We start from the raw sequence: 24,342 nt of genomic DNA, 5'->3' as shown, positions 1-24,342 counted from the left end.
TTTTTTAATGGAGATCGTCATATAGGTGTATTTAAAAATATAAATAAACAATCATCTGACAATCAAAATATTAATATCATGAAAACTAACTTAATCGCCATCTTAGCAGTAATAGTTACCGTACTTGGCTTCACAAATTCAACTTACGCAGCAGTAGATAATACTACTAAAAATACTACTAAAGGTGTTGTTTTAACAGACATCAGCAGCATCAATAAAATAGAGGTTTATGGAAATGTGCAGTTATACATTTCAACCGGTGCTGCCGACCAGGTAAAAGTTTACAATCAGTACTATGCCGAAAGCGCCTTGGTTCAATCACAAAAAGGTGTTTTAAGGATCTCATCGTACAAAACCGAAAAACTGGTAGTTTGGGTTACTGCAGAAGAACTTTCATCAATCACAGCTTATGATAACGCTGAAATAAAATCATTCGGAAACCTATCTGCCATTGAGCTCGACGTGAAATTATATAACAATGCATCTGCCGATTTAAAACTGGATACCTACAGCGCCCGTGTTACTATGAATGATCGCGCAAAAGCTGATATCAGCGGTACCGTAAAAGAATATAACCTGGTACACAACATATCTTCAACCGTAAACAGAACCTACCTGATTGCCGATCACGCTACAGAAAAATTAATCGGCGATAAAGCAAAATCTGACGACTATGCAGGCATATAACGCTACTCAAAAACAATCTGCCATAAAATATTAAGCAGCCACCCAAACGGGTGGCTGCTTTTGCTTTGGGGGAAGCGTTGGACCGTGTTAAAATGGCACTACAAATACAACCCGCAATTTTAATGTGTAAAATTTTCGTATATTTGCAAAACAAACGGAAATTTATAGCTATTTCCTTATAGCCACCCACTAATCAATTCTTATTGATCAGGGTTCATTTTTATCCCCGCTGATACCGTTGCTGCCCGGAAATTAAATTGATGATATCCTTTTCATGTAATTCAAGATACCGAACTTTAGTTCCGTTGATCAGATTGATACAGGTTGTAACCAGGGAAAAGCTCATTGTTCAACTAAATTTTAATAAACATGGCTAAATCGCAGGCAACATTCATGAAAAAACAACTCGAAAAAAATCGTCAGAAAAAGAAAGAGGATAAAGAGCAACGCAAGCAGGAGCGTCAGCAAAATGGTGGCGGAAGTGACCTGGAAAGCATGATGGCTTACGTTAATGAATTTGGCGAAATAGTATCTACTCCTCCCGAAAAGAAAGTATAAACTTCTTTATTTACAATATTATGTAGTGTAACAATATGAACGTTTACACTACATAAATCATTGTAAGTTTCTCCCTCAAATAAATACCTCATCTACCTTTTGAACCTTTTTGAATTTTAATTGTCGTACATAAAAAACACGAGTAATTAAAAAACTATGAAGATCAATTTATGCTTGCTGCTGGTAGTAGCTTTTATGGCATCCTGCGCCGGAGGCGGTAGCAATTCTGGTAGCGCCGATACCTCTGGTATTAAACCCTCACAAAAAGATTCCCAGTTAGCCAATGTTGCAAACGCTCCTGATATTAATATGCAATACTGCTTTTTTCATACGGATGGTACAAAAAACCAGGACACCACAAAAGTAAGTATGTTGATAAATGGCGACAAGGTAAATGGTGAAATGAGATGGCTCCCCAAAGAAAAGGACTCGAAAAAAGGCCTGTTGACAGGTACCCTTAACGGCAACATTATTAAAGCTGTTTGGACATTTAACCAGGAAGGTGTTAAGGATACCATGAACGTTGAATTTCAGTTAAGAGGAAATGCCCTTGCCCAAAAGCCTTATAAATACGATACTAAAACAGGTCGGCAGCAAACCAACGGCGCGGCCGAATTTAGCGTGCTGTACAGCATGAAAAATTGTAACTAATTGTTTAGATTAGATAAAAAATAAGTAGCAAAAAAATATGAAAACCCGTGACTCCAGTATTCTATATCTTGTATTAGGCCTATACACCCTCATGATTAGTTGGCATTATAATCATTCAATAATTTTATTGCTTGTTCATTACCTCATTTGGCCGGTGTACCTGGTTTACGAATTATTAATAGGGCACCTGGCGCATGGCCTATGGAAAACTATTCCCTTGTCTTATTTTAATTAATACAAGGGTTTAATATATTTTCAATTAAAACTACCCGGCCAAACAGTCGGGTAGTTTTTTTATAAGCAGATTTCCGGGAATGGCAATTTTACCATTTCCTTTTTCATTATACTTTTAAACTTAAACTTTTTCAACAACAACGGCGGTGCCATAAGCCAACACCTCGGTAATACCCTGCATCACTTCATTGGCATCATAACGCATATTAATAATGGCATTTGCACCAATAGCCTGCGCATGTTGTATTAAAAGCTGGTAAGCTTCTTCGCGCGCATTTTCGCAAAGTTCAACGTAAATTGACAGCCGGCCCCCAAAAAGCGATTGAAAACCACCGGCAATATTGCCTAATGCGCTACGGCTGCGTACTGTAATACCGCGAACAACACCTAAATGTTTAACTACGCGATAACCATCCAAACCGGTACTGGTTGTTATAAGTGAAGTATCCATTTTTTTTTAGTTTATCAATGATTGGTTAGAGCATTTATACCATTCAATGTTACGTTAAGTACTTACGCTCAATAAAACTATAGCAAAAAAATTACAGGACATTGGTGATGCTTACCTGTATTTACAAAGATAGGAGCTCTGCACATGGGTTTTTACTTTGAATGAGGTATTGGCCTCAACTTCAAATGATTGTCCGCCGGTGTAGGTTTGCCAATCCTGTTCGCCCGGTAATAAAGCTTCCAGTTGTCCTTCAATAACGGTCATGGTTTCATGGCTGGATGTGCCAAATTCATACTCGCCTTTTTCAATTACCCCAATGGTACTGCGGCCTTCGGCACTGTTGTAGGCCAATGATTTTACAGCCCCTTCAAAATATTCGTTTACGTTGATCATACTCATAATTTAAGCTACTAATATGCTTAAATAAAACCATTTATTTTATAAATGTTAGCTCAAAATTAACAGGCTTAAAATTGCCGAATGTTAAAATATGTGAAAAAATTAACTTTGGTTGTAATTATTAATCTGCAAAGAGCGTTATTTGCATAAAATCTGCAAAGCGAATGTTTTGCATAAAATTCATATATGAGGAAAATTCAACTTATTGTTCTGTTACTTATATCGGCTACCTATTTTCAAAGCTGTAAAAAAGACGTTGTTACTTCTGCTTCTACCACATCTGATAAAATCCTGGCTGCAAATATTAATGGTGTTGAATGGTACCCTGATACGGTATCGGCCCGTATCTCTTTTGATGATGCTACAAAAATAAAAACCTTTTCTGTAACGGGTACTGCGCTTGCAAAACGGGTTGTTTTTAGTTTAAATGTACCAAATAGTACCAATACTAATAGTTTTCCATTAGCTACTTATAAAGTAGATGGAACCAGTAAAGTAAATATGGCCTATTACACGCAACAGAAAAACTCCTCTGGCAATTATGTATTTGTGCAAACGGGCACTGTGGAGCCTGGTTCAGGCTCGGCTACCATAACAGCAATAGATACTGTAAAAAAAGTAATTACAGGAACCTATTCGTTTACTGCCAAAAAGGTTAATTATGACAGCGATGGCAATTATGTATCTATAGAAATATCACAGATATTGGTAGGTACTTTCGATAATCTGCCTTACACATTCGGCAATAATAATCAATAGAAATTTCTCAGGATAAAAAATATAGTGGTCGTTTTTAAACGATAAAGCCCTTCTGTTAATAAAACAGAAGGGCTTTACTTTTTATAGAAGTTTTATAAAAAAACAATTATAAACCAGGACGGGTTGGCACGGGCGTAGGTGAGGGGCTTGGATTTGGCGTTGGACTTGGCACAGGTGTTGGAGTGGGCGACGGGTTAGGGCTTGGCACCGGTGTTGGCGATGGATTTGGATTTGGCACAGGTGTTGGAACCGGAGTTGGTGTAGTAGGATCCGTTGGCGTAGGCACCGGTGTTGGAGAAGGTGGCGGCATTTTTGGATTTTTCTTCTTTTTTCCAGGTATTGTATCAGTAACCATAATTGTTTTTTTGATGGTTAGATGGTTGTTTTTGGAATCACTACCTGCATTATGATTGGCGGCAAATACTACCGAGCCTACAAATGATAACGTCATTGCAGCTGCTATTATCTTTAAATTTTTCATGGTAATTTTCTTTAAGTTGTATAAAAATTAACTTATAATATAATGTTTGATGGCCAAAATTGTTTCGATTAATAAAAAGGGAGGTAGCCTATCTTATTATAAATCAGTGCGGAGCATAAAATAAGTGGGTGAAGTTTCTGTTGCTGGTTAGCTTTTTTACCAATGATTAATCATAAAACTCATTAGGCAAACAATATATAGCGTAAAAGCATTTAGATGGGTATGGCATCATCAAACAAATCTATCCATAGCGCGCTGGCGGCAAATTTGCTTATTGCTTTAACAAAATTTATAGCGGGATTTTTTAGTAACAGCGCTGCAATGATAGCCGAAGGCGTACACTCGGTTGTTGATACTGCCAACCAGGTATTATTGCTTTTCGGGCTGAGGCAAAGCCGGAAAAAGCCTGATGCCACCCACCCGTTTGGATACGGGAAGGAACTCTATTTTTATTCGTTCATTGTTTCCATATTGATATTTGGCCTGGGTGGTGGAGTATCCATGTTCCAGGGCATCTATCATATCATTCACCCGGATGTTCTCGGCATTCCGAAGTGGAACTATATTGTGTTGGGGATATCTGTGATATTTGAAGGCTCATCGTTAGTGATAGCTGCGAAGGAGTTCGATAAGTTAAGGGGAGACAATACCTGGTGGCAGGCAATCACCAAAAGTAAAGATCCATCAACATTTTTGGTTTTGTTTGAGGATAGCGCCGCCGTGATAGGTTTATTTATTGTGGCTATTTGCATGTACCTTGGCCATACCTATCACATTAATTACATGGATGGCCTGGCATCGCTGCTGGTAGGGATATTACTCATTTGCGTATCGTTAATATTAGCCCGCGAAAGCCGTAGCCTGCTTATGGGTGAGGGGATAGGCTCCACTACTAAAAAAAGGATTACCGAAATTGTAGAGCAAGACCAGGATGTATTAAAACTAATGCATATCCTGTCAACCTATCAGTCACCAAGCGAAATTGTGTTGATGCTCATAATAGCTTTCAAAAAAAATTTGGATACAGCAGGTATTAATGAGGCAATCTCCCGCGTCAGAAATATAGTAAAGGATGAGTATAACCTGGTGCATTTTGTGATCATCCAGCCCGAAATTTATATGGAAAAGGTAGACCCTGACGTGCAAACGTATATTTAGGCGCTTTTAAATTAGCTTTTGAACGATGAATGGTAAAGTGATATATCCCGTGTTTATTTAATAAACGGGCTATCCATACCAATGATCTGCGCCTTGTAAGCTGCGGGCAGCAGGGCATTGCGTAAAAAGGTTTCTATTTTAATCAGCCTTAAAAATTTATAAGTCCAGATAACAGCCAGCAACCATGGTATTTTACCTAACGACAGGTGTTTGCGTACCAACGGAGGCACAACCAATAACTGCGCCTGTTTTAATACCAGGTAACGCGCATGGCCGAGGTGTTTTTTATATTGCCGATACATATCAAGCGTTAATTCGCCGCTTACGAGGTTTTGCTGCAGGTGCTCATGGCGCATGAGCAAGTATGCGGCATAGTTGGCAGGTAAGCCTGCAAGCTGCATGCGCAGGCCTACCCGATTAAAAACATCAAAAGTTTCTGCCTTTTCGGCTTCTGTAAGTTTACGTTCCAGTAATTCATAGGAGCGAATGGAGAGATCAATGAGTAAAAACAATACATCGCGGTAGGCCCAATCAGGTATTTGTGCCCCGCGGCTGGTTTCCACTCCTTTATGGATGCTGTTGATCTTATCAATAGATTGTAAGGCTGCCTGCTCTTCAGAAAAGATGATCTGCCTGGAATAAGCAACTGTAGAGAATAGCCGCCCAAGCGGATCGGCAGGGAGGCGACCGGTAAAATAAAGCCAGTCGACGGCCTTATTTAAGGCAAACTCTGCAGCAGCACCTGCAAAAATAAAAAGAATGGTATCAGCCTTTCCCCATATTTTCCGCACTATTGAATCTTCGCCTACAAAATATGGCATGTTTTTATTGTTTAATAATTTAGCGGTATGTAATTGTTGCCCGTGTTTTTTCAACGGTAAAAACCAATCCTATACCCAATGTGTAGCACAATATGTCTGTCCACGAAAAGGAAGTACCCAATAACAGTGCCGCCATTTTAGAGTGTATTAAACCCATCCAACTGATTATATGAAAGTATTGTGATATTTCAACAGCGTAGGCAAACAGCAGTACTCCGAATGCTGTAGATAGGGCAGTTTTATTTAAAAAAGATTTAACAAAACAGTAGACGAGTATCACTACTAAAAAATCGCCGCCATACGGCCTGATGATATTATCATGCAGGTATTTTCCTATCAGTATTTCTATTGTTAGTAGGAATAAAGTAAATCCGAAGTAAGTTTTATTAAACATCATTTATAAAAGAAAAAGAACTTTGTAATACAAAGTAAATAAAGATATTCTCAATTTGCAAATGCTCCATAATGTAATTAATGTAAATTAAAATAGGATGGAGTGAATGGATTTTGCATTGTAAAATTCGCGGCGTCTATGTAGTTCATCTATAAATCATATATTTAATCCATATAAACCTATGTATGCAAAAAACAGAACTTGAAAAAATGGTGGCTGGCGAGCTTTATGATGCCGGCGATGCTGAACTGGTTGCCGGTCGCTCAAAGGCACGCAAGTTGTTTACCCAATATAACGCAGCCAGTTATGATGATAAAGATACCAAACGGGCTATTTTAAAGGAACTGTTGGGAGGCTTCAAAAATGCAATTGATATTCAATCGCCCTTTTACTGCGATTATGGCTTTAATATTTTTGCCGGAGATAACCTTTTCCTGAATTTTAATTGCATCATATTGGATTGCGCCCGTGTAACGCTGGGCGACAATGTTTTTATGGCCCCCAATGTGCAGCTTTACACAGCCTATCATCCCGTAATAGCCGCCGAGCGTATAAAAGGCCCCGAATATGCAGCTCCGATAACCATCGGCAATAATGTATGGCTGGGCGGCGGTGTAATTGTATGCCCGGGTGTTACCATTGGCGATAATACCACCATTGGTGCAGGCAGCGTGGTAAAAAAAGATATCCCGGCAAATGTGGTGGCAGTAGGGAACCCCTGTAAAGTAATAAAGGAATTGTAGATGAGTGGTTATAATCGGATTATTAGTGATAAGGGCCATATTATTTAATATGGATGCAAAGCCCTCGCCTTTACCAATCCCGATGGTTTTATATTATCTTTTGGTTGGCCGGTAAAGGGCATATAGCTGCGGTGCTCAGCATACTGATAAATAGATATTTTACTTACCTGTTTAACTAATAATAAAAAGCAATATGGTAATTTAATTATTTTTCACTACGATGCTAAAAATGTATTTTTACAGGTAAAGTTGTGAAAATCCCCCCTGTGGATAATTCCTGAATTTTTGCAGCTTTATCAAGCTGGTTAAGCCATCTATTTTAATGGGAAAAGTAATTAAAGAAAATATTCAATCAGTGCAATTTCCGGTTGTTGGTATTGGTGCATCAGCCGGCGGTTTAGATGCTGTAAAAGCTTTTTTAAAAGCTTTGCCGGCTAAATCTGGCATGGCCTATGTGTTTATTCAGCATCTTAGCCCAGACCATGACAGCATTTTACCAGAGATATTACAAAAAGTAACGCCATTCCCTGTTCAGCAAATCACTGATAATGTTCACCTGGAACAAGATCACCTTTATATTATTCCTTCAAATAAAGTAGTAACAGCAATAGATGGCGTGCTTAAGTTGACTCCGATAGAAAAAAAGCATGTAAAAAGTAATACGATTGATCTCTTCTTTTCTTCGTTAGGCATGATACATCAAAGTTATGCTGTGGGTATTATATTGTCAGGTGCTTTAACCGATGGCACCCTTGGTTTGCAGGTCATTAAATCATATGGTGGCCTAACCTTTGCGCAGGATGAAGGCTCTGCCGAGTTTGATAGCATGCCAAAAAGTGCGATTAAAGCCGGTGTTGTTGATTTTGTGTTACCACCACAGAAAATTGCCGAGCAGCTGATATCCATGAATCATCCTTTTCATACAGATTACTCCGGTTTGGAAATTGCTGATACAATTCCCGAGCAGGATAACGAAACATTTAAGCAAATACTTACCGTGTTGCGTGTTAGGCGAGGGGTAGATTTTACTTATTACAAGCAAAGTACCTTAAAACGCCGTATAATAAGGCGAATGGCATTAAACAAACTGGAGCAGCCATCTAATTACCTTAGTTTCCTTCGCGAAAACAAGAATGAGCAGGATGCTTTATATAACGATATGCTCATCTCGGTTACTCATTTCTTTAGGGATACTCAAAGCTTTGAGGTTTTGTGCAGTGATATACTGCCTGCATTGCTTAGCAAAAAAACAGGTGGTGATTCTATAAGAATCTGGATTGCCGGATGCGCCACAGGCGAAGAAGCCTATTCAATGGCCATTTGTTTACAGGAGCAGCTTGGGGATAAAGCCGCCGCCATGAAAATTCAGATATTTGCCACTGATATTTCTGAAACCGCTATTGCAAAAGCCCGTACAGGTATTTACCGGCAAGCTGAGTTAGAGGGTGTTTCTTTATCCAGGCTGCAACAATTTTTTGTGAAGCAGGATGGAACCTACCAGGTAAGTAAAACCATCAGGGATATGTGTGTATTTGCTAACCATAACCTGCTTAAAGATCCGCCGTTTTCAAAGATTGATTTGGTAAGTTGCCGTAATGTGATGATTTACCTGGAACCTGTTTTGCAAAAAAGGGCTTTATCTACCTTTCATTATGCTTTAAACGAAAATGGATACCTGATGCTGGGTAAATCAGAAACCATTGGTACCAATACTGATATTTTTAAGGTTGCCAACAGTGCCGAGAAAATTTACACCCGGAAGGGGCCAATAGGTAGGTTTATGGCGGTAAACTCGCCCGGCCGGGAACAAAGTTTTAGAGAGATAGATAAAAGTGTACAAAAGGAAAGCACCGATAAAGATGTTTTTAAGGTAGCCGACGAAACCATGCTGGTAAGCTTTATGCCGGCTTCTGTTTTGATAAATGACAAATTTGACATTATACAATTTAGGGGGCCTACCGAAACATGGCTTGTGCCGCCTATGGGTAAGCCCAGCTTTAACCTGCTAAAAATGGCACGTGAAGGCCTGTCATTTGAATTGCGAAATATTTTACATGTGGCAAAAAAAACAGCCCTGCCAGCCCATAAATTCGCGGTGTTTTTTAAAGTTAACAACTTACAACATTTTGTAAATCTACAGGCCATTCCGCTTAAAGATACTTTTGAACCTTATTATCTAATAGTTTTTCAAAATGCTTCATCAACGGGAATACAACATGTGCCGGATGAGGTGAATCCCGGCCGTGCCAGTGTAACTTACGACGAAAGCGATTTGCGTATTGAACAACTGGAGAAAGAACTGATACAGGCACGTGCCGATATGCGCGCCATTACAGAGGAGCAGGAAACTGCTAATGAGGAACTACAAAGCGCCAATGAAGAGTTGCTATCCGGGAGCGAAGAGTTACAAAGCCTGAACGAGGAGCTGGAAACCTCAAAAGAGGAATTGCAAAGCACCAATGAGGAGATAATGATTGTAAATAAGGAGTTATTGGATAGGAATGATCAGTTGAACAATGCGCGTATGTATACTGAAGGGATTGTAAAAACCATTCGTGATCCATTGCTTATTTTAGATAGCGATCTACGTATTAAACGTGCTACAAGTGGATTTTATCAAAAATTCAGATTCACTGAAAAACAAACAGAAGGATATTACCTATATGAACTCGGGAATCATCAATGGGATATACCCGAACTTAGAGAGTTACTTGAAAATATACTTCCCGAAAAAAAGGAACTGGAAGATTTTGAGGTTGAGCAAGTATTTCCTACGATAGGAAAACGTTTCATGTGCCTTAATGCCCGGCAAATTGATAATGTTAATGGCGAACAGCTCATTTTACTTGCAATTGAAGATATTACTGATAAAAGAAAAATAGAACAAGGTTTGGTCGAAGTTGAACGCTTGTTAAACGAAAGCAAAGAACGGTTAAAGTTTGCGGTTGATTCTGCAGGTCTGGGTACCTGGGACTATCATCCGCAAACAAAAGAATTGATTTGGGATAAGCGTTGCAAAGAAATATTTGGTTTATTACCAACAAGCAGAGTTGATATTGCTTCGTTTTTTGAAAAGGTACATCCCGAGGATTTGATCCGCGTGGAGGATAGCATTAAGGATACCCTCAGTGATCAGCATTGCGAAGCGTTTGATATTGAGTTCAGGACTATCGCAATACAACAAAAAATAAAATGGCTTAAGGCAAAAGGCAGGGCATATTTTAACGACGAGGGAATCGCTATTCGTTTCATTGGTACTTTGTTGGATATTACCGGCCAAAAACTGATTGATGAAGCCACACTGGAATTATTAAATAAAAAAGATGAATTTATAAGCATTGCCAGTCATGAATTAAAAACTCCGGTGACCAGTCTTAAAGCGATACTTCAAATTATTGAGCGCACGACCATCAAAAATGAGGAAATGAAATCCTTACACGCTTTTGTACAAAAAGCCAATAAGCAGATTGATAAACTCACCGAATTGATTAAGGATCTACTGGATGTCACCCAGATTCAGGCGGGCAAATTGGAATTGAAGAAAACGAATTTTAACCTTGGCGAATTGTTGGATGAGTGCAAGGAAGAATTACAAACAGGTTCAACAAAGCACCAGATTATTTTTGAGGGTGATCCCAATATCAAAATCAGAGCTGATAGGAATCGTTTGGAACAAGTTGTTATTAATTTGATTTCTAACGCTATTAAGTATTCTCCCGATAGGGATAAAGTGATTATCAAAGCCGAAAAAACAGCAGAGGGTATTAAAATTGCCATTACAGATTTTGGCATTGGTATACGAGCTGAAAAAATACCTTTATTATTTGATAGGTTTTATCGTGTTGATGAAATATCTCAAAGGTATGCCGGTTTAGGGTTAGGGCTGTTTATTTCTGCCGAGATCATTAAACAACACCGCGGCCATATTTATGTGGACAGTGAAGTAGGCAAAGGATCAACTTTTTGGTTTGTTATCCCTAATTAAATCCATGTAAATAGTTGAAACTTATAATGACCTGTTGTTAATAGTCTTGAAGGGATGGATTTAGAATGGGAAAGTTTAAATAGAGCAAAACTCAAAAGATAAATACCAAAATTGATATTCAAAATTAGATTTACTTATTCATTACCAAAATAATAAACGTGCTGCTTGTATGAAAACCAAATCTGCCTTTTACTTATTCCTGCTGATAATACTTACACACGTAAACCCTTTAATGGCTCAAAAAGCCAATAAATTACCCCAATTATTGATCAGGCTTGATGATATAGGGATGAACCATTCTGTAAACATGGCTGCCGAAAAGGTGGCCAAAACAGGTTTGCCATTTTCTGTGTCTCTTCAGTTTGCCTGCCCATGGTACCAGGAGGCGGTGGAGATATTGAAAAAATACCCCAACGTAAGCGTAGGAGTGCATTTAACACTCACATCCGAATGGAAAAATTACCGCTGGGGACCGGTTACCGGCCGCACTGCTGTACCCAGTTTGGTTGATGAAGTAGGCTACTTTCCGCATTCCACATCGGCGTTTGCAAAAAGTGGTTATAAACTGGATGAGGTTGAAACTGAATTATCGGCGCAGATTGAAAGGGCCTTAGCCTCTGGATTGAAAATAAGCTACATAGATCCGCACATGGGGATCGCATTGTCAACCCCCGAGCTACGCGCGCTTACAGAAAAATTGGCCCATAAATACAATTTAGCAATATCAACATTAAGCAGTGTTACCTATTTTGGTGAAACCTATATGGAAATGTGGGGCGAACCCATCGCCACCAAAAAGAAAATTTTCCTGGATTATGTGAGCAATAAATTGAACCCCGAAAGGCCAAACCTGGTTGTGATCCATACCGCTACGCCCAGCCCCGAAATGGATGCTTTGGTAGATATGAACAGCAATATGATGAACGCCAAAGATGGCAAACCCTTAACCAGCCTGCACCGCCAAACCGAACTGAATATGTTGCTATCGCCAGAGTTCAGGAGTATGGAAGGAAAAAAGTTCCGGATGATTAATTACAGGCAATTATTGGCAACAAAAGATATTAGTATACTTAAAGCATCAAACACCAAGTAATGCGTTATTTTTTTGAAAGTATAACTATAGCCACGCCGCCAATAATGAATATCCCGCCCAAATAAGGTGGCCAGTTTACAGTTTTTTGCCTGTCGGCAGATAACTGGATAGGGCCCGCATCAATAATCTTTTCTTTTTTTGTGTAGGTAAAGCCAGTCCACATAAGCATTATTGCGCCTATAACAATGAGTACTATGCCAATGCTTTTATTCATGGGGTGATGATTTTGGATACGTTTATTATTGCAATAACAATAAGTATAAGATGAAATTGTTTGCCTGTTCACTAAATAATACCATCGGGCTTTTTTGGCGACTAAACTTTTTATAGCTTAGGTACCTCATTTGGGGGGCTGATAAGTAGCCAGCTTAATTACTAAAATAATTCATAGGAATGCAAGATGATCTGATACTGGAAACCATTTCCGTTACCAAAAATTTCTTCGGCGATAAGTCATCCGGCGTTAACAATATAACCATATTTGTGCCTAAGGGCAAGATTACTGCTATAGTAGGCGAAAGCGGCAGCGGTAAAACAACCCTGCTTAATTTGTTATTTGGCATGCTGCAACCCGACCATGGCGAGGTTTTTTTTAAGGAAGAACAGGTACTTAGCCGCGAGCATGGCATACAGCACGCCCACAAAGTAATGCGTTTGGTAACCCAGAACGGTATTGATATGGATCCGCGATCATCTGTCTGGAACACAGTTCGTGACGGACTGCCCGAGGAGGACCTGAGCCACGAAATAAAAAGGGTTACCGAGGCCCTTAACATGCTCAATATTTACCCCCTTAAAGATTATCCTTTTGGCAAACTGAGCGGTGGCGAAAAACAAAGGGTAACTATAGCAAAAGCATTAATAAGCAGGCCCGAGGTTTTATTACTTGATGAACCCTTTAACCAGGTAGATGCTTTTTACCGTGAAGCTTTACAGCACGACATAAGGCAAATTGTAAGAGAGTGGAAAACAACCGTAGTGCTGGTATCACATGACCCGGCCGAGATTCTATCCATGGCCGATGAGCTTATTGTAATTAAAGAGGGCGAGATAGTTGAAAATGGTCCGCCGGATGAGTTATATCATTCGCCCCAATTATTGTACACATCGCAAATACTGGCCAGTGGCAGCAAGCTTACTTCTACCCAGGCCAAAGTTTGCGGCATAAAAAGCAGGCGCGGCGTAGTAGTAATATATGCTGAGCATATAAAAATAACGCTGTTGGGTAAAAAGTGGGTGGTGAAAATGGTGCTGTTTAAAGGTTTTTACGAAGAATTGATTGTGGAGCACGCCGGCGTTACGTTACGCGTAATGAATTACAACAGGGGTAAATATAAAACTGGCAGTAAGGTAGGCATCAAAATCAGCAAATATTTTGAGTTTGGTAAGTGGGAGAGTTGAGGCAGAAAATCAGAGTCAAGAATCAATAGTTAAGAATCAAGATAGGTGACGAAAAGGATTTTTACACCTGTTATCGTAATAACAGGTGTATTTAATGGCATCAGGTTAATTTAATCAGTTACTAATTGTCCCTCTTTCACTAACCTTTCTTTCCTGTATTTACTCAAATTTATAAGCAACACGCTACCCAATATAATTACCAGGCCGCCTACCTGTAACAGGGTAACACCCTCATGGGCGAAAAGTACCCCCAGTATAACCGCTATAACCGGGTTAACGTAAGCGTAGGTACCTACCTGTGTAGCCGGGCGAACCTGTAAAAGCCATACATAAGCGCTAAATGCGGCTATCGATCCAAAAACTATTAAGTATAGTAATGCATACCAGCTATGAGCCGGAATTGCGTTCCAGTTAAGCGTTTGCACCTCGTGATGAAAAAAGCTTGATGGGATAAAAACAATACCAGCGGCCAGCATTTGCCATGCGGCGTTAACAGATACAGATCCCTTTGTGTTATTGTGTTTGGAGTATAATGAGCCCGATGCCCAGCCTAATGTACCCACCAGCAGCAATAACATTCCCGGTAGTTTTGATGGCCCGGTTGATGGCCCAACCATGCTTTCTATCTGTTCGCTAAATAATAATATTACCCCTGTAAAACCTATTGCCAGCCCAATAAGGGTGCTTTTACTTTTAAAGTTGGAACCCCAGTTAGGTTTATCCAACAATACAAACCATATAGGAGGAGATGATACCATGATGGCTACCATGGCGCTTGGCAGTGTTTGCTCGGCCCATATTACTGCGCCATTACCTACTACCAGCATTAAAAAACCACTTACTGCAGCATGGATCATGTTACGCTTCACAAAAATCTGTTCGCCTTTAACGGCACACCATATCAGCAGTAAAATGCCGGCTATAAAAAAGCGGAGTGCACCAAGTAATAGTGGCGGGAAACCATCAATAGCCATTTTTATAAAAAAATAGGTTGAGCCCCAAACCAGGTAAACAATAGCGAAAGCTATGATAACCAACAGGGGAGACGCAGTTTTTTGTGTAGTTGAGGTCATGGCGGTATTTATTTTTCGGGTATAACTAATTGTTGTTGTTCTTTAACCGTTTCGAGCACTATGGTGGTACGGGTGCTTAAAATGTTAGGTATTTTACTAAAGTAAGTACGCATTAACAGCATCAGCGAGGCTGAATCATACGTACGGATCTTTACCAGGTAGCAATCGTCGCCGGCGATATGGTGTACCTCTTGTACTTCGGGTATTTTAGCCAGTTCGCGGGTTGTATGGTCCGATCCTGGTCCTTCAGCAGCTTTCATAAATATAAAGGCCAGCATTTTTTGCTGCAATGCCACGGGATTAATACGGGTAGTATATTGCTGGATAACGTTTTTCTGTTCCAGTTTTTTTACCCTCTCCAATATACCTGATGGCGCCATGCCCAGTTCGCGGGCCATGTCGGCATTTGATATGCGGGCATTTTCCTGCATCAGACGTAAAATATGCAGATCGGTTTTATCTAAAACTATTTCTGGTTCGTTAATCATACGGTAATATTAGTTAATTTGTGAATTAAATTCAAAATAAATTTAATTAAATGAATTTAATTCGACAAAAGTCTTATATTGGTGTTTGAACAAATGTTTTGATATCCGAAATGGGGAGTATGAGTTGTATGTATTACCAGCTTAAACTGGCATTAGAGGATTCATAACTGTTTAAAAAATTTGGCAGAATTGTTATTATTCTACATCTTGCGCGTTGCACATAAATAGCCCCAACAATAATTGTTTTATCAGTTTTTAACCTGATAAAACAGAATCAACAAACATGACAGCACTAAACCCTAACATTTTAAAAACTAAACAACATTTTGATATTCTCGACGGATTAAGAGGCATAGCGGCTTTGTCTGTTGTAGTTTTTCATTTTACAGAGTTTATTTATCCAAATAGCAGCGAAAATTTTATAGGGCATGGTTTTTTGGCTGTCGACTTTTTTTTCTGTTTATCCGGCTTTGTTATTGGGTACGCTTATGACGATCGCATTGGTAAAATGGGTGTACTGGAGTTTTTTAAATCGAGGATAATCAGGCTACATCCCCTGGTTATTTTAGGTTCGGTATTGGGTTTATTGGGTTTTCTGTTCGATCCATTTGGTGGTCATCCCGAATTATACGGAGCCGGCAAATTGATGCTGATATTTTTGAGCTCGATTTTACTTATTCCCTACCCGGCGATGCCTGAGCGTTATTTTAATTTGTTCAGTTTTAATGCGCCTTCGTGGTCATTATTCTGGGAGTATGTAGCTAATATTTTTTATGCTTTTGTCCTTTACAAAATCAGCCGTCGATACTTGCTTTTGTTGACGATATTATCCGCGGCAGCGCTTTGCTTTGTTGGCTATAGGGCAGGTGCATTATTGGGTGGTTGGGACGGCAGTAGTTTTTGGGATGGTGGTGCCCGTATCGCTTTTTCATTTATGGCGGGGTTGCTTGTTTACCGGTCCAACTGGATCATTAAAACAAAGCTGGGCTTTTTAGCCCTGTCTGTATTGTTGGTATTTGCCTTTATAATGCCACATTTTAAATGGAACTGGCTGGCAGAGTTGATGGTTGTACTGATCTATTTTCCATTGCTTGTTGCGTTGGGAGCCGGGGCCACACTTACCGAAGGCGTAAAAAAGTTTTGTGTATTCTCCGGTAAGATATCGTACCCCCTATATATGATTCATTATGCTGGTATATGGATTTTTGGAAATTATTACACCAGCCATAAACCCGGCACTACCCAGCTTGTTTTCATCGTTATAGCGGGAGTTTTTATTTTGGTTGGGATATCGTATTTAGCAATGGTAATTTATGATATGCCTATCCGGAAATATTTGAGCGATAAAAGGAAGCAGAGAACATAAATAGATTATTATTGACTGTTGTTATTCACTTCTTAAACTTTTTACAGGATATTAGTTTAAAATCGGGAATCGAACGTAAGGGCGAGATTGGCGATTGCTTTAACAACGAAACAAATGAAATACCTTAACCTTTTAATATCATTTTTGCTGGTTCAATCAGTTTTTGCACAATCAAAGTTGCCTGTTATTAAAGCAACATCTAAAAATGTAACTATCAACGATGGGGGCTATTTAGATAAAAATGCCTGGACTCTCTCGCCAAAAACTAAACCAGATATTTTCACTGCGGATAGAACCCGGAAAACAAAGTGGGTTACTTTTTATACAGATATAGATTCTATAAGGGTAAAAGTAAAACCAGGTACAAAATTTAACTTTATTGTATTGCTAAATGGCAAAGACTCCTGCTATACGCAAATTGTAAGCGCGATACCTCCGGAGGATAAACTCCGAAAAATTGTTGCTAAAGATGATACCATCCCATTTACACTTACTTCATTTAATGCTATAGCGGTAAAAGCCGTTATAAACAATACAGATACCTTAAACCTGCACTTTGATGTTAGTTCTTTCGGTTTTCATTTTACGAGGGATGCTATACTTAAAAAAACAAAGTTGTTATCAAACCAGCCCGATGCCTTAGCCGGTAAAACCAAGCCAGATTATAATAACTTAAACAAGGTAGTTAAATTGCAAATGGGGAATACTGTTTGGAATGCCCCGGAAATCCTGCCAACTACAACAACGGCTCATGACATGGACGGCCGATTTGGCTGGGATTTATTTGAAGGTAAAATAGTGGAGATAGATTATGATCATCACCTTTTGATAATCCATTCCGAATTGCCAAAGACTTTGAAAGGGTATACCAGGTCGAAAATGGAATTTATTCACTCTTTCGCCTGCATTAAGGGAACCTTTGAAATAGAAGGTAAGAAATACACCGGCAATTTTTCAATGGATACAGGGTCAGATCAGGCAATTATTTTAGATAATACCTGGGCAGCTAAACAAAACTTTCCAAAAGATTTAAGATTGATAAAGTTATCGGTATTGAGCGATCCAAGAGGTGTAAAATATGAAACTAAAATAGTGCTTTCGCCGCTGCTGAAGATCGATGATTTTAGGCTTACCAATATCCCCACGCTCATGGTAGGTAGTTTAAACCCCACAGGTTTAGAGATTAATTATTTGGGCAATGATCTTTTAAAGCGATTTAATATCATACTTGATTTCAAAAATGACTGCCTGTACCTGAAGCCTAATCAATTAATGAGTTTAAAATACAGGGCAAATTCATAGACTATTCCCTAATTTCACATTAAACAAACATCAAACTTATGAAATACAATTTTTTAGGAAATACCGGCTTGCTGGTTTCTGAAATTAGCTTTGGCACCATGACCTTTGGTGGCAAGGGGTACTGGGAGGCTATAGGGCAAATAAAGCAGGAAGGAGTTAACGAGCTGATGAAAACAGTTGTCGACTCGGGTATTAACTTTATTGATACCGCCAACGTGTATTCTTTTGGCGAATCTGAAACATTGTTGGGCCAATCTATTATTGATCTGGGCCTTAACCGCGAGGAATTGATCATTGCTACCAAGGTGCGCGGCCGGATGGGCGAGGGGCCAAACAATACAGGCCTTTCACGGTACCATATTTTTAATTCTGTTGATGACAGCTTAAAACGGTTGCAGTTAAATCATATAGATGTGCTGTATGTTCACGGTGTCGATCTTAAAACTCCTGTGGAAGAGATCATGCGGTCGTTAAACGATATTGTGCTAAGTGGCAAGGTGCGTTATATAGCCTGCTGTAACTGGCCTGCCTGGATGGTAATGAAAGCCGCTGGTATAGCCGAAAAGAATGGCTGGAATAAATTTGTTGGGCTGCAATATTTTTACTCGTTGGCTGGTCGCGATATTGAAAGGGAATTATTGCCCGTTGCAGAAGACCAAAACCTGGCTGTAATGCCCTGGAGCCCGCTGGCCGGTGGTTTTATTTCGGGTAAATACACCCGCGATAACCAAAAATCAGAAGGATCGAGAAGAGATACCTTTGATTTTCCGCCGATAAATAAGGATAAGGCTTATGATATTGTGGATGTGATCAGCGAAATTGGTAAACAGAAAAATGTGTCTGCCGCGCAGATCGCGCTGGCATGGGTTCGCTTGCAAAAAGGAATCACCAGCACTATTATAGGCGCAAAAAATATCGATCAGCTCCATGATAATTTAAAATCAATAGAAGTTGAACTTTCTGCCGATGAACTCAAACGCATCGACGAGGTAAGTGCCCTGCCAAAGGAATACCCCGGCTGGATGGTTGAAAGGCAATCAGCCGATAGGGTGCCTAAATAATTAAAAAATCCGTTTGTCATTCTGAGCGATAGCGAAGAATCTATCCGCCGACATATAGTAGATGTGCAAAGTTCGCGAATAGATCCTTCGTGCCTCAGGATGACAAATTTGGTGATTTTACATCCCCTTCAACACCCCCACCAGGTATTCTACCTGCTCGGCATGTACATCCAGGTGTGTAACAAAGCGGATGCGATGTTTGTCGGTATCGCTGGCTTTAATGCCCTGGGCTGCAAGTTTAGCCAATATGGTGCTTGCTGGTTCTATAGTATCAAATAATACAATATTAGTTTCTACAGGTATCACATTGCTTACCCATGATAGGTTGCTCAGCTCATCACCCAGGATGCGCGCATGGGCATGATCTATCTTCAGGCGCTCTACATGATGGTCTAAAGCATAAATGCCTGCAGCGGCCAGGAAACCTGCCTGTCTCATGCCACCGCCCAATACCTTACGTATGCGTCGGGCATATTTTATGGTAGCCGCATCAGCCAGTAAAACAGAGCCAACGGGCGCGCCAAGGCCTTTTGATAAACAAACCGAAATACCATTAAAATATTTGCCATAGTCAACAGCCTTGTCGCCGGTATGGGTAAGCGCATTAAATATGCGTGCACCATCCAGATGCAGTTTTAGGCCTTTGGCCTGGCATAGTTCGGCAATGGGTTTAATATCATTTAGTGTGTAGCAGCTGCCACCACCTTTGTTAACTGTGTTTTCAAGCACTACCAGGCTGGTATGCGGGTAATGTATATTTTCGGCATTTATCTCCGGCTCTATCATTTCAGGGGTGATGATACCCCGGTAACCATTTAACAGGCGGGTTGATACTCCGGAGTTAAAGGCAATGCCACCGCCTTCATAACGGTAAACGTGCGCGGTTTGGTCGGCAATCAGCTCGTCCAAAGGGTGGGTAAAGCACTTAATGGCAATTTGGTTGGTCATGGTTCCCGACGGGCAAAACAGGCCCGCTTCCATACCAAACATGGCTGCCGCCTTTTGTTCAAGTTCATTTATAGTTTCATCCTCGCCAAAAACATCATCGCCAACTTTAGCGCTCCACATGGCTTCCAGCATGCCGGGCGTAGGTTTTGTTACGGTATCGCTGCGTAAATCAACAGTCATCATATTAAATATCTAAAAAATGCGTTCTTTGTATTTTATACTTGTTATGCGCTCAATTTTAATCATTTTATTTTTTATGCTGTGCTTTGTATCAGCAAAATCGCAAAAATGGCAGCCTGGTAATTTTACCGATGTTAAAGGCAATCGTACAATCGGCTTTATAAGGTTATATCCCGGAGGGAAGAGCCCTATAAAAGACGAGGGTTTTATTGAGTTTAAGGACGACGAAAAAACAAACCCGTACAAACTTAGTGCAAGTGATGTGCGGTCGTTTGTAGCCGGGAAAGATAGCTTTGTGGTGGCCCATGCGCCGCGCAATGAAGCCTGGAATTTGGAGGAGACCGATTTTGTGCAGGTGGTGTTGGATGAGCCAATGAAATTGTACATGGCAAAAGCCGGTTCGGGCGGCGGTGGTGGCGTGCACTTTTCGCCGGGAATATCAGCTGGTTATGGCAGTGGCGGCTACGGTGGTGGCTTTGGCGGTGGCCTGGGTGTTTCTCTTGGCGGTGGTGGCGGCGGCGGTCGCGGAAAAAGCTCCAAAGCTGTTTACTATTTTGGCGAAAGCACCGCTGGTATGCAACGCATTACCGATGCAAATTTTGAGGATATTATGATTGAGGTTATGGGCGATGAAGAGCAGGTGGTTGATAGCATCAAAGAGCACAAATTCAACCTTAAAAATATGGATAAGCTGCTTGATTACTTTAATAAGGTATCGGCATCGCATCAAAAGCAGCCGGCTCAATAAAACAAATAAGCCTAAATCAGCGGGGCGAAAATTCGAAACAACATTGAAAACTATACCCGGTTGATGATTCAGTCTGAAGTTTGGGATTTTAGTATATAATATAAACAGCCCGGTTACCGCACAGGATAACCGGGCTGTTTTGGTAAAAGGGCTTTTTGGAAATTAAAAAAGGTTATTCGTAAATCCATACAAATCCTGTAGATATTGTCATATTTAAAAAAATATGGCTTATCTTTTATAAAATCATTTAATAAACTATCTTTAAGGATTACATTATTGTAAAACATAAAATAGCGCTTATTGAAAACTATTACACGCAGAGATTTTCTTGGTAAAGGAGCTATGCTGGCTGGTGGTGCTTACCCCGCAATGATGGCTTTAGGTTTATTACGGCCGGCGCCCGCACATGCCTTTAATTTGGAGGGCAATGGTAAAGGCAAACATATTATCATATTAGGAGCAGGTTTGGCCGGGATGACCTGCGCTTACGAGTTAAATAAATTAGGCTATCAATGTACCATCCTGGAGGCCCGCCAACGCACAGGCGGCCGTTGCTGGAGTATTCGTAACGGCAGCACTAACCAGGAGATTGATAAGCCTGCTGCTACCGCGAAGTTTGATGATGGTTTGTATTTTAATGCTGGTCCGTCACGTATACCTCATCACCATGAGCTTACGCTGCATTACTGTAAGGAGTTGGGCGTACCAATCCAGGTTTACAACAACGTAAACGAGGGCGCTTATTACTTTGCCGAAGGTAAAGGGGCGCTATCAAACAAAAAAGTAATGGTAAGGGAAGTTCATAACGACATCAGGGGGTATATGACCGAAATGCTTGCCAAAAGTATAGACCATGGCAGCCTTGATAGTAACCTTACCAAAGAGGATGGCGAAAAGATCATAGAATACCTGCAGGCAGAGGGCGGCCTTGATGTGGATAAATTGTACAAAGCATCTGCAAGGCGGGGTTATACCGAATCGCCGGGCGCCGGAGACAGGCCAGGTAAAATTGCCGATCCGCATAAACTGGCAGATATAATACATTCGGGCCTGATGGATCCTGATTTTTATAATGTTGCCGAGTATACCTATGAACTGCAGATGACCATGTTCCAGGCCGTTGGCGGGATGGATCAGATAGCAAAGGCATTGGAGAAAAAAGTAACGCCATTTGTTAAAATGGGCGCCGAGGTTACGGCGATAAATAATCTTGCCGAGGGCGTTAAAGTAACTTATAAGGATGCGCTTGGCGAGCATCAGCTTACCGGCGATATGTGTATTTGTACTTTGCCACTTCCGGTATTGAGCAATATCAGCAATAATTTTTCAAGTGATGTGAGCCGTGCCATTGATTATATTGGATATATACAAACCGGGAAAATAGGGTTGCAGTTTAAACGGAGGTTTTGGGAAGAGGATGAACATATTTATGGGGGTATTACCCACACCAACAATGATTTAACCCAGATTTTTTATCCATCATATGATTATTTAGGAAAAAAGGGTATCTTGATAGGTTATTATAATTTTAATGAAAAAGCCCAAAAGATAGGTAACTTAGATTATGCAAATCGCCAACGGTTTGCATTGGAAAAAGGCAGGCTTATCCATCCACAGTATGATAAGGAATTTGAGGGCGCGTTTTCGGTAAGCTGGCACAAAACCAAGTATAATTTAGGCGGATGGGCTGTGTATAATACCGATACCCGCAAAACGCAATACCCGGCGTTGCTAAAGCCCGATAAGCAAGTTTATTTTGCCGGTGAACATTTAACCTATTTAAATGCCTGGATGGCCGGTGCATTTGAATCGGCCAGGAGCACGGTAGCTGCTTTACATGCAAGGGTTACCGAAGGAAGTGCAAAATATCCTGTACAGAAATAGGCAGGGTGAGTCAAGAATTAAGAGTCAAGAGTTAAGAAGGAGAGGGTGAGGGATTTTTGACAAACGATATTGCAAAATAAAGAACTCATATACAAAATATAGGAAACAAGAGACAGTTGCACGTGAGGCAAGATCAGCTTTTTATTTGTCTTGGCTGCTGACACTAATTTCTTGATTCTAAATTTAAAAAAAACCACCATGGCAAACTCACTTAACCGCAGAACCTGGATAAAATCCAGCGCACTTATGGCCGGAGGACTGGCCTTCTTTTCGGGTACCATCAGTAAGCTGGCTGCTATGCCGGTACTTAAAAAAATTGCTCCTTTAGCTAACCGCGTTACCGATCAGGCTGCTATCCTTAATGGGGGGCCGGTGTTAAAAGCACGTTTATTGGCTAATGAAAATCCCTTTGGTCCATCGCCGGCGGCAAAAAAGGCTATCCAGGAGGCCCTTGACCTGAGTTATCAGTACCCCATGTTTTCTATGGGAACCCTTTACAATAAAATAGCCACCTATGAAGGTATTTCCGAGAATAATATTTTAATGGAATCGGGTTCCTCGCCTTTATTACTTGCGGCCGCCCTTTTATATAGCAAAGGCGGAAAAAGCATTATTACCGGCGATCCTTCATATGAAGATCTGCCATCGCATGCGCAGCAGTTTGATGGTAAGTGGGTAAAAGTTCCCTTAACCGTTGATTATAAGCTGGACCTGGATGCTATGGAAGCAAAAATTGACGCTAACACCGGCCTTATTTATATATGTAATCCTAATAACCCTACAGCAACAATATTAGATACCGCCAAATTAAAAGCATTTTGCGAACGCGTATCTAAAAAGGTGACCGTATTTGTTGATGAAGCTTATATTGATTACCTGCCCGATCCTCAGGCCAGCACCATGATAAACGCTGTAAAAGCAGGGCATAACGTTATTGTAGCCCGTACGTTCTCTAAATTATACGGTTTTGCCGGTTTGCGTTGCGGCTATGTAATAGCACAACCAGAAACCATCAAAGCATTGTCTATTTACAGTACAGGGTTCTCGCTGTCGGCTACAACAATTGCCGGGGCCATAGTGGCTTATCGTGAAGAAGCCTTTTTAAAAGAGGCATTACAAAAAACGTTGGCTTCAAAAGAGTATTTATATTCGGTACTTAAAAAGGAAGGGTATGAATATATTCCGTCATCTGCCAATTTTGTGATGTTCCCGCTTAAAATGGATAGCAAAAAGTTTGTAAGCGAAATGATGAAACGTGGCGTAGGTGTACGTAGCTGGCAATTTAACAATAAGGAATGGTGCCGTGTAAGCATCGGGCGTATGGACGAAATGGAAGCATTTGCCGACGCGTTTAAACAACTATCGTAAAATAGAATCAAGAGATTAGAGTCAAGAATCAAGACAGAAAAATTGTTGATTCTAATTTCTTCATCTTTAATTATTTGCCGCTCCCGCGCTTCATTTCATGTTCGGGGGA

The 24,342-nt window shown here is 40.4% G+C and carries 24 protein-coding genes; 15 read left to right on the top strand and 9 right to left on the bottom strand.

Translation table 11 applies throughout. From position 1 onward, the window contains the following. The first annotated feature begins 78 nt into the window (after positions 1-78). From Q0R88_RS11605 to Q0R88_RS11595, 3 genes are all read left to right on the top strand, one after another. Positions 79-687: a DUF2807 domain-containing protein gene (locus Q0R88_RS11605; RefSeq protein ID WP_295716250.1), complete on the top strand. Its 609-nt coding sequence runs from the start codon at positions 79-81 to the stop codon at positions 685-687. 369 nt (positions 688-1,056) lie between these two features. Next, positions 1,057-1,245 (top strand): hypothetical protein, encoded by a 189-nt coding sequence (locus Q0R88_RS11600; protein ID WP_295716248.1) that lies wholly within the window; start codon positions 1,057-1,059, stop codon positions 1,243-1,245. A gap of 156 nt (positions 1,246-1,401) precedes the next feature. After that, positions 1,402-1,896, top strand: a complete 495-nt coding sequence (locus Q0R88_RS11595) for a hypothetical protein (RefSeq protein WP_295716246.1) — start codon at positions 1,402-1,404, stop codon at positions 1,894-1,896. Positions 1,897-2,251: 355 nt separating this feature from the next. On the opposite strand, the gene Q0R88_RS11590 is transcribed toward Q0R88_RS11595, so the two are convergent. Both Q0R88_RS11590 and Q0R88_RS11585 read right to left on the bottom strand, forming a co-directional pair. Further along, positions 2,252-2,581 (bottom strand): heavy metal-binding domain-containing protein, encoded by a 330-nt coding sequence (locus tag Q0R88_RS11590; RefSeq protein ID WP_147052092.1) that lies wholly within the window; start codon positions 2,579-2,581, stop codon positions 2,252-2,254. 111 nt (positions 2,582-2,692) lie between these two features. After that, positions 2,693-2,974 (bottom strand): pyrimidine/purine nucleoside phosphorylase, encoded by a 282-nt coding sequence (locus Q0R88_RS11585; protein ID WP_366087156.1) that lies wholly within the window; start codon positions 2,972-2,974, stop codon positions 2,693-2,695. A gap of 192 nt (positions 2,975-3,166) precedes the next feature. Between Q0R88_RS11585 and Q0R88_RS11580 the strand changes: the two genes are divergently transcribed. Then, positions 3,167-3,739 (top strand): DUF6252 family protein, encoded by a 573-nt coding sequence (locus Q0R88_RS11580; protein WP_295716239.1) that lies wholly within the window; start codon positions 3,167-3,169, stop codon positions 3,737-3,739. 106 nt (positions 3,740-3,845) lie between these two features. Here the strand turns inward: Q0R88_RS11580 and Q0R88_RS11575 are convergent, their stop codons facing one another. Beyond that, positions 3,846-4,220: a hypothetical protein gene (locus Q0R88_RS11575; protein WP_295716237.1), complete on the bottom strand. Its 375-nt coding sequence runs from the start codon at positions 4,218-4,220 to the stop codon at positions 3,846-3,848. A 222-nt stretch (positions 4,221-4,442) separates the two neighbouring features. Between Q0R88_RS11575 and Q0R88_RS11570 the strand changes: the two genes are divergently transcribed. Next, entirely contained in the window at positions 4,443-5,378 is a 936-nt protein-coding gene (locus Q0R88_RS11570) for a cation diffusion facilitator family transporter (RefSeq protein WP_295716235.1), read from the top strand. 53 nt (positions 5,379-5,431) lie between these two features. On the opposite strand, the gene Q0R88_RS11565 is transcribed toward Q0R88_RS11570, so the two are convergent. Both Q0R88_RS11565 and Q0R88_RS11560 read right to left on the bottom strand, forming a co-directional pair. After that, the gene (locus Q0R88_RS11565) at positions 5,432-6,199 is read right to left on the bottom strand and encodes an oxygenase MpaB family protein (protein WP_295716233.1); all 768 of its coding nucleotides are present in this window, start codon (positions 6,197-6,199) and stop codon (positions 5,432-5,434) included. A 19-nt stretch (positions 6,200-6,218) separates the two neighbouring features. After that, on the bottom strand, positions 6,219-6,596 hold the full coding sequence (locus tag Q0R88_RS11560) for a DUF2809 domain-containing protein (RefSeq protein ID WP_295716231.1): 378 nt from the start codon (positions 6,594-6,596) through the stop codon (positions 6,219-6,221). Between the two features lie 182 nt (positions 6,597-6,778). Between Q0R88_RS11560 and Q0R88_RS11555 the strand changes: the two genes are divergently transcribed. From Q0R88_RS11555 to Q0R88_RS11545, 3 genes are all read left to right on the top strand, one after another. Further along, positions 6,779-7,336, top strand: a complete 558-nt coding sequence (locus tag Q0R88_RS11555) for a sugar O-acetyltransferase (RefSeq protein WP_295716229.1) — start codon at positions 6,779-6,781, stop codon at positions 7,334-7,336. 322 nt (positions 7,337-7,658) lie between these two features. Beyond that, a complete protein-coding gene (locus tag Q0R88_RS11550; RefSeq protein WP_295716227.1) occupies positions 7,659-11,321 on the top strand; it encodes a CheR family methyltransferase in 3,663 nt (1,220 codons plus the stop codon). Between the two features lie 169 nt (positions 11,322-11,490). Beyond that, complete coding sequence (locus Q0R88_RS11545) at positions 11,491-12,414, top strand: ChbG/HpnK family deacetylase (protein ID WP_295716225.1); 924 nt, start codon at positions 11,491-11,493, stop codon at positions 12,412-12,414. Positions 12,415-12,418: 4 nt separating this feature from the next. Here the strand turns inward: Q0R88_RS11545 and Q0R88_RS11540 are convergent, their stop codons facing one another. Further along, complete coding sequence (locus Q0R88_RS11540; protein ID WP_295716223.1) at positions 12,419-12,628, bottom strand: hypothetical protein; 210 nt, start codon at positions 12,626-12,628, stop codon at positions 12,419-12,421. A gap of 179 nt (positions 12,629-12,807) precedes the next feature. Between Q0R88_RS11540 and Q0R88_RS11535 the strand changes: the two genes are divergently transcribed. Then, complete coding sequence (locus Q0R88_RS11535) at positions 12,808-13,815, top strand: ABC transporter ATP-binding protein (protein ID WP_295716221.1); 1,008 nt, start codon at positions 12,808-12,810, stop codon at positions 13,813-13,815. Positions 13,816-13,925: 110 nt separating this feature from the next. Here Q0R88_RS11535 and Q0R88_RS11530 read toward each other — a convergent pair whose 3' ends face one another. Both Q0R88_RS11530 and Q0R88_RS11525 read right to left on the bottom strand, forming a co-directional pair. Beyond that, positions 13,926-14,888, bottom strand: a complete 963-nt coding sequence (locus tag Q0R88_RS11530) for an EamA family transporter (RefSeq protein WP_295716219.1) — start codon at positions 14,886-14,888, stop codon at positions 13,926-13,928. An 8-nt stretch (positions 14,889-14,896) separates the two neighbouring features. Then, positions 14,897-15,376 carry an Lrp/AsnC family transcriptional regulator gene (locus Q0R88_RS11525; RefSeq protein ID WP_295716217.1) on the bottom strand — a complete coding sequence of 160 codons (480 nt, stop codon included), beginning with the start codon at positions 15,374-15,376 and terminating at the stop codon, positions 14,897-14,899. 283 nt (positions 15,377-15,659) lie between these two features. Here Q0R88_RS11525 and Q0R88_RS11520 point away from each other — a divergent pair, with 283 nt between their 5' ends. The 3 genes from Q0R88_RS11520 to Q0R88_RS11510 all read left to right on the top strand — a co-directional run bounded on the left by Q0R88_RS11520 (position 15,660) and on the right by Q0R88_RS11510 (position 19,105). Continuing rightward, positions 15,660-16,742: an acyltransferase gene (locus Q0R88_RS11520; RefSeq protein WP_295716215.1), complete on the top strand. Its 1,083-nt coding sequence runs from the start codon at positions 15,660-15,662 to the stop codon at positions 16,740-16,742. A gap of 114 nt (positions 16,743-16,856) precedes the next feature. Then, positions 16,857-18,044: a hypothetical protein gene (locus Q0R88_RS11515; protein ID WP_295716213.1), complete on the top strand. Its 1,188-nt coding sequence runs from the start codon at positions 16,857-16,859 to the stop codon at positions 18,042-18,044. A gap of 38 nt (positions 18,045-18,082) precedes the next feature. Further along, positions 18,083-19,105, top strand: a complete 1,023-nt coding sequence (locus Q0R88_RS11510; RefSeq protein WP_295716211.1) for an aldo/keto reductase — start codon at positions 18,083-18,085, stop codon at positions 19,103-19,105. A 117-nt stretch (positions 19,106-19,222) separates the two neighbouring features. Here the strand turns inward: Q0R88_RS11510 and Q0R88_RS11505 are convergent, their stop codons facing one another. Further along, on the bottom strand, positions 19,223-20,233 hold the full coding sequence (locus Q0R88_RS11505) for a GntG family PLP-dependent aldolase (RefSeq protein ID WP_295716286.1): 1,011 nt from the start codon (positions 20,231-20,233) through the stop codon (positions 19,223-19,225). A gap of 76 nt (positions 20,234-20,309) precedes the next feature. Here Q0R88_RS11505 and Q0R88_RS11500 point away from each other — a divergent pair, with 76 nt between their 5' ends. The 3 genes from Q0R88_RS11500 (at position 20,310) to Q0R88_RS11490 (ending at position 24,233) form a co-directional block, all read left to right on the top strand. Further along, positions 20,310-20,981 carry a hypothetical protein gene (locus tag Q0R88_RS11500; protein WP_295716210.1) on the top strand — a complete coding sequence of 224 codons (672 nt, stop codon included), beginning with the start codon at positions 20,310-20,312 and terminating at the stop codon, positions 20,979-20,981. 300 nt (positions 20,982-21,281) lie between these two features. After that, a complete protein-coding gene (locus tag Q0R88_RS11495; protein WP_295716208.1) occupies positions 21,282-22,865 on the top strand; it encodes an FAD-dependent oxidoreductase in 1,584 nt (527 codons plus the stop codon). A 198-nt stretch (positions 22,866-23,063) separates the two neighbouring features. Continuing rightward, a complete protein-coding gene (locus Q0R88_RS11490) occupies positions 23,064-24,233 on the top strand; it encodes a histidinol-phosphate transaminase (RefSeq protein WP_295716206.1) in 1,170 nt (389 codons plus the stop codon). Positions 24,234-24,342: the final 109 nt, after the last annotated feature.

It is taken from the genome of Mucilaginibacter sp. (genome assembly GCF_025362475.1).
Classification (GTDB): Bacteria; Bacteroidota; Bacteroidia; order Sphingobacteriales; family Sphingobacteriaceae; genus Mucilaginibacter.
Note: the sequence above shows the minus strand (reverse complement) of the source record. Positions and strands in the feature narration are given on the sequence as shown.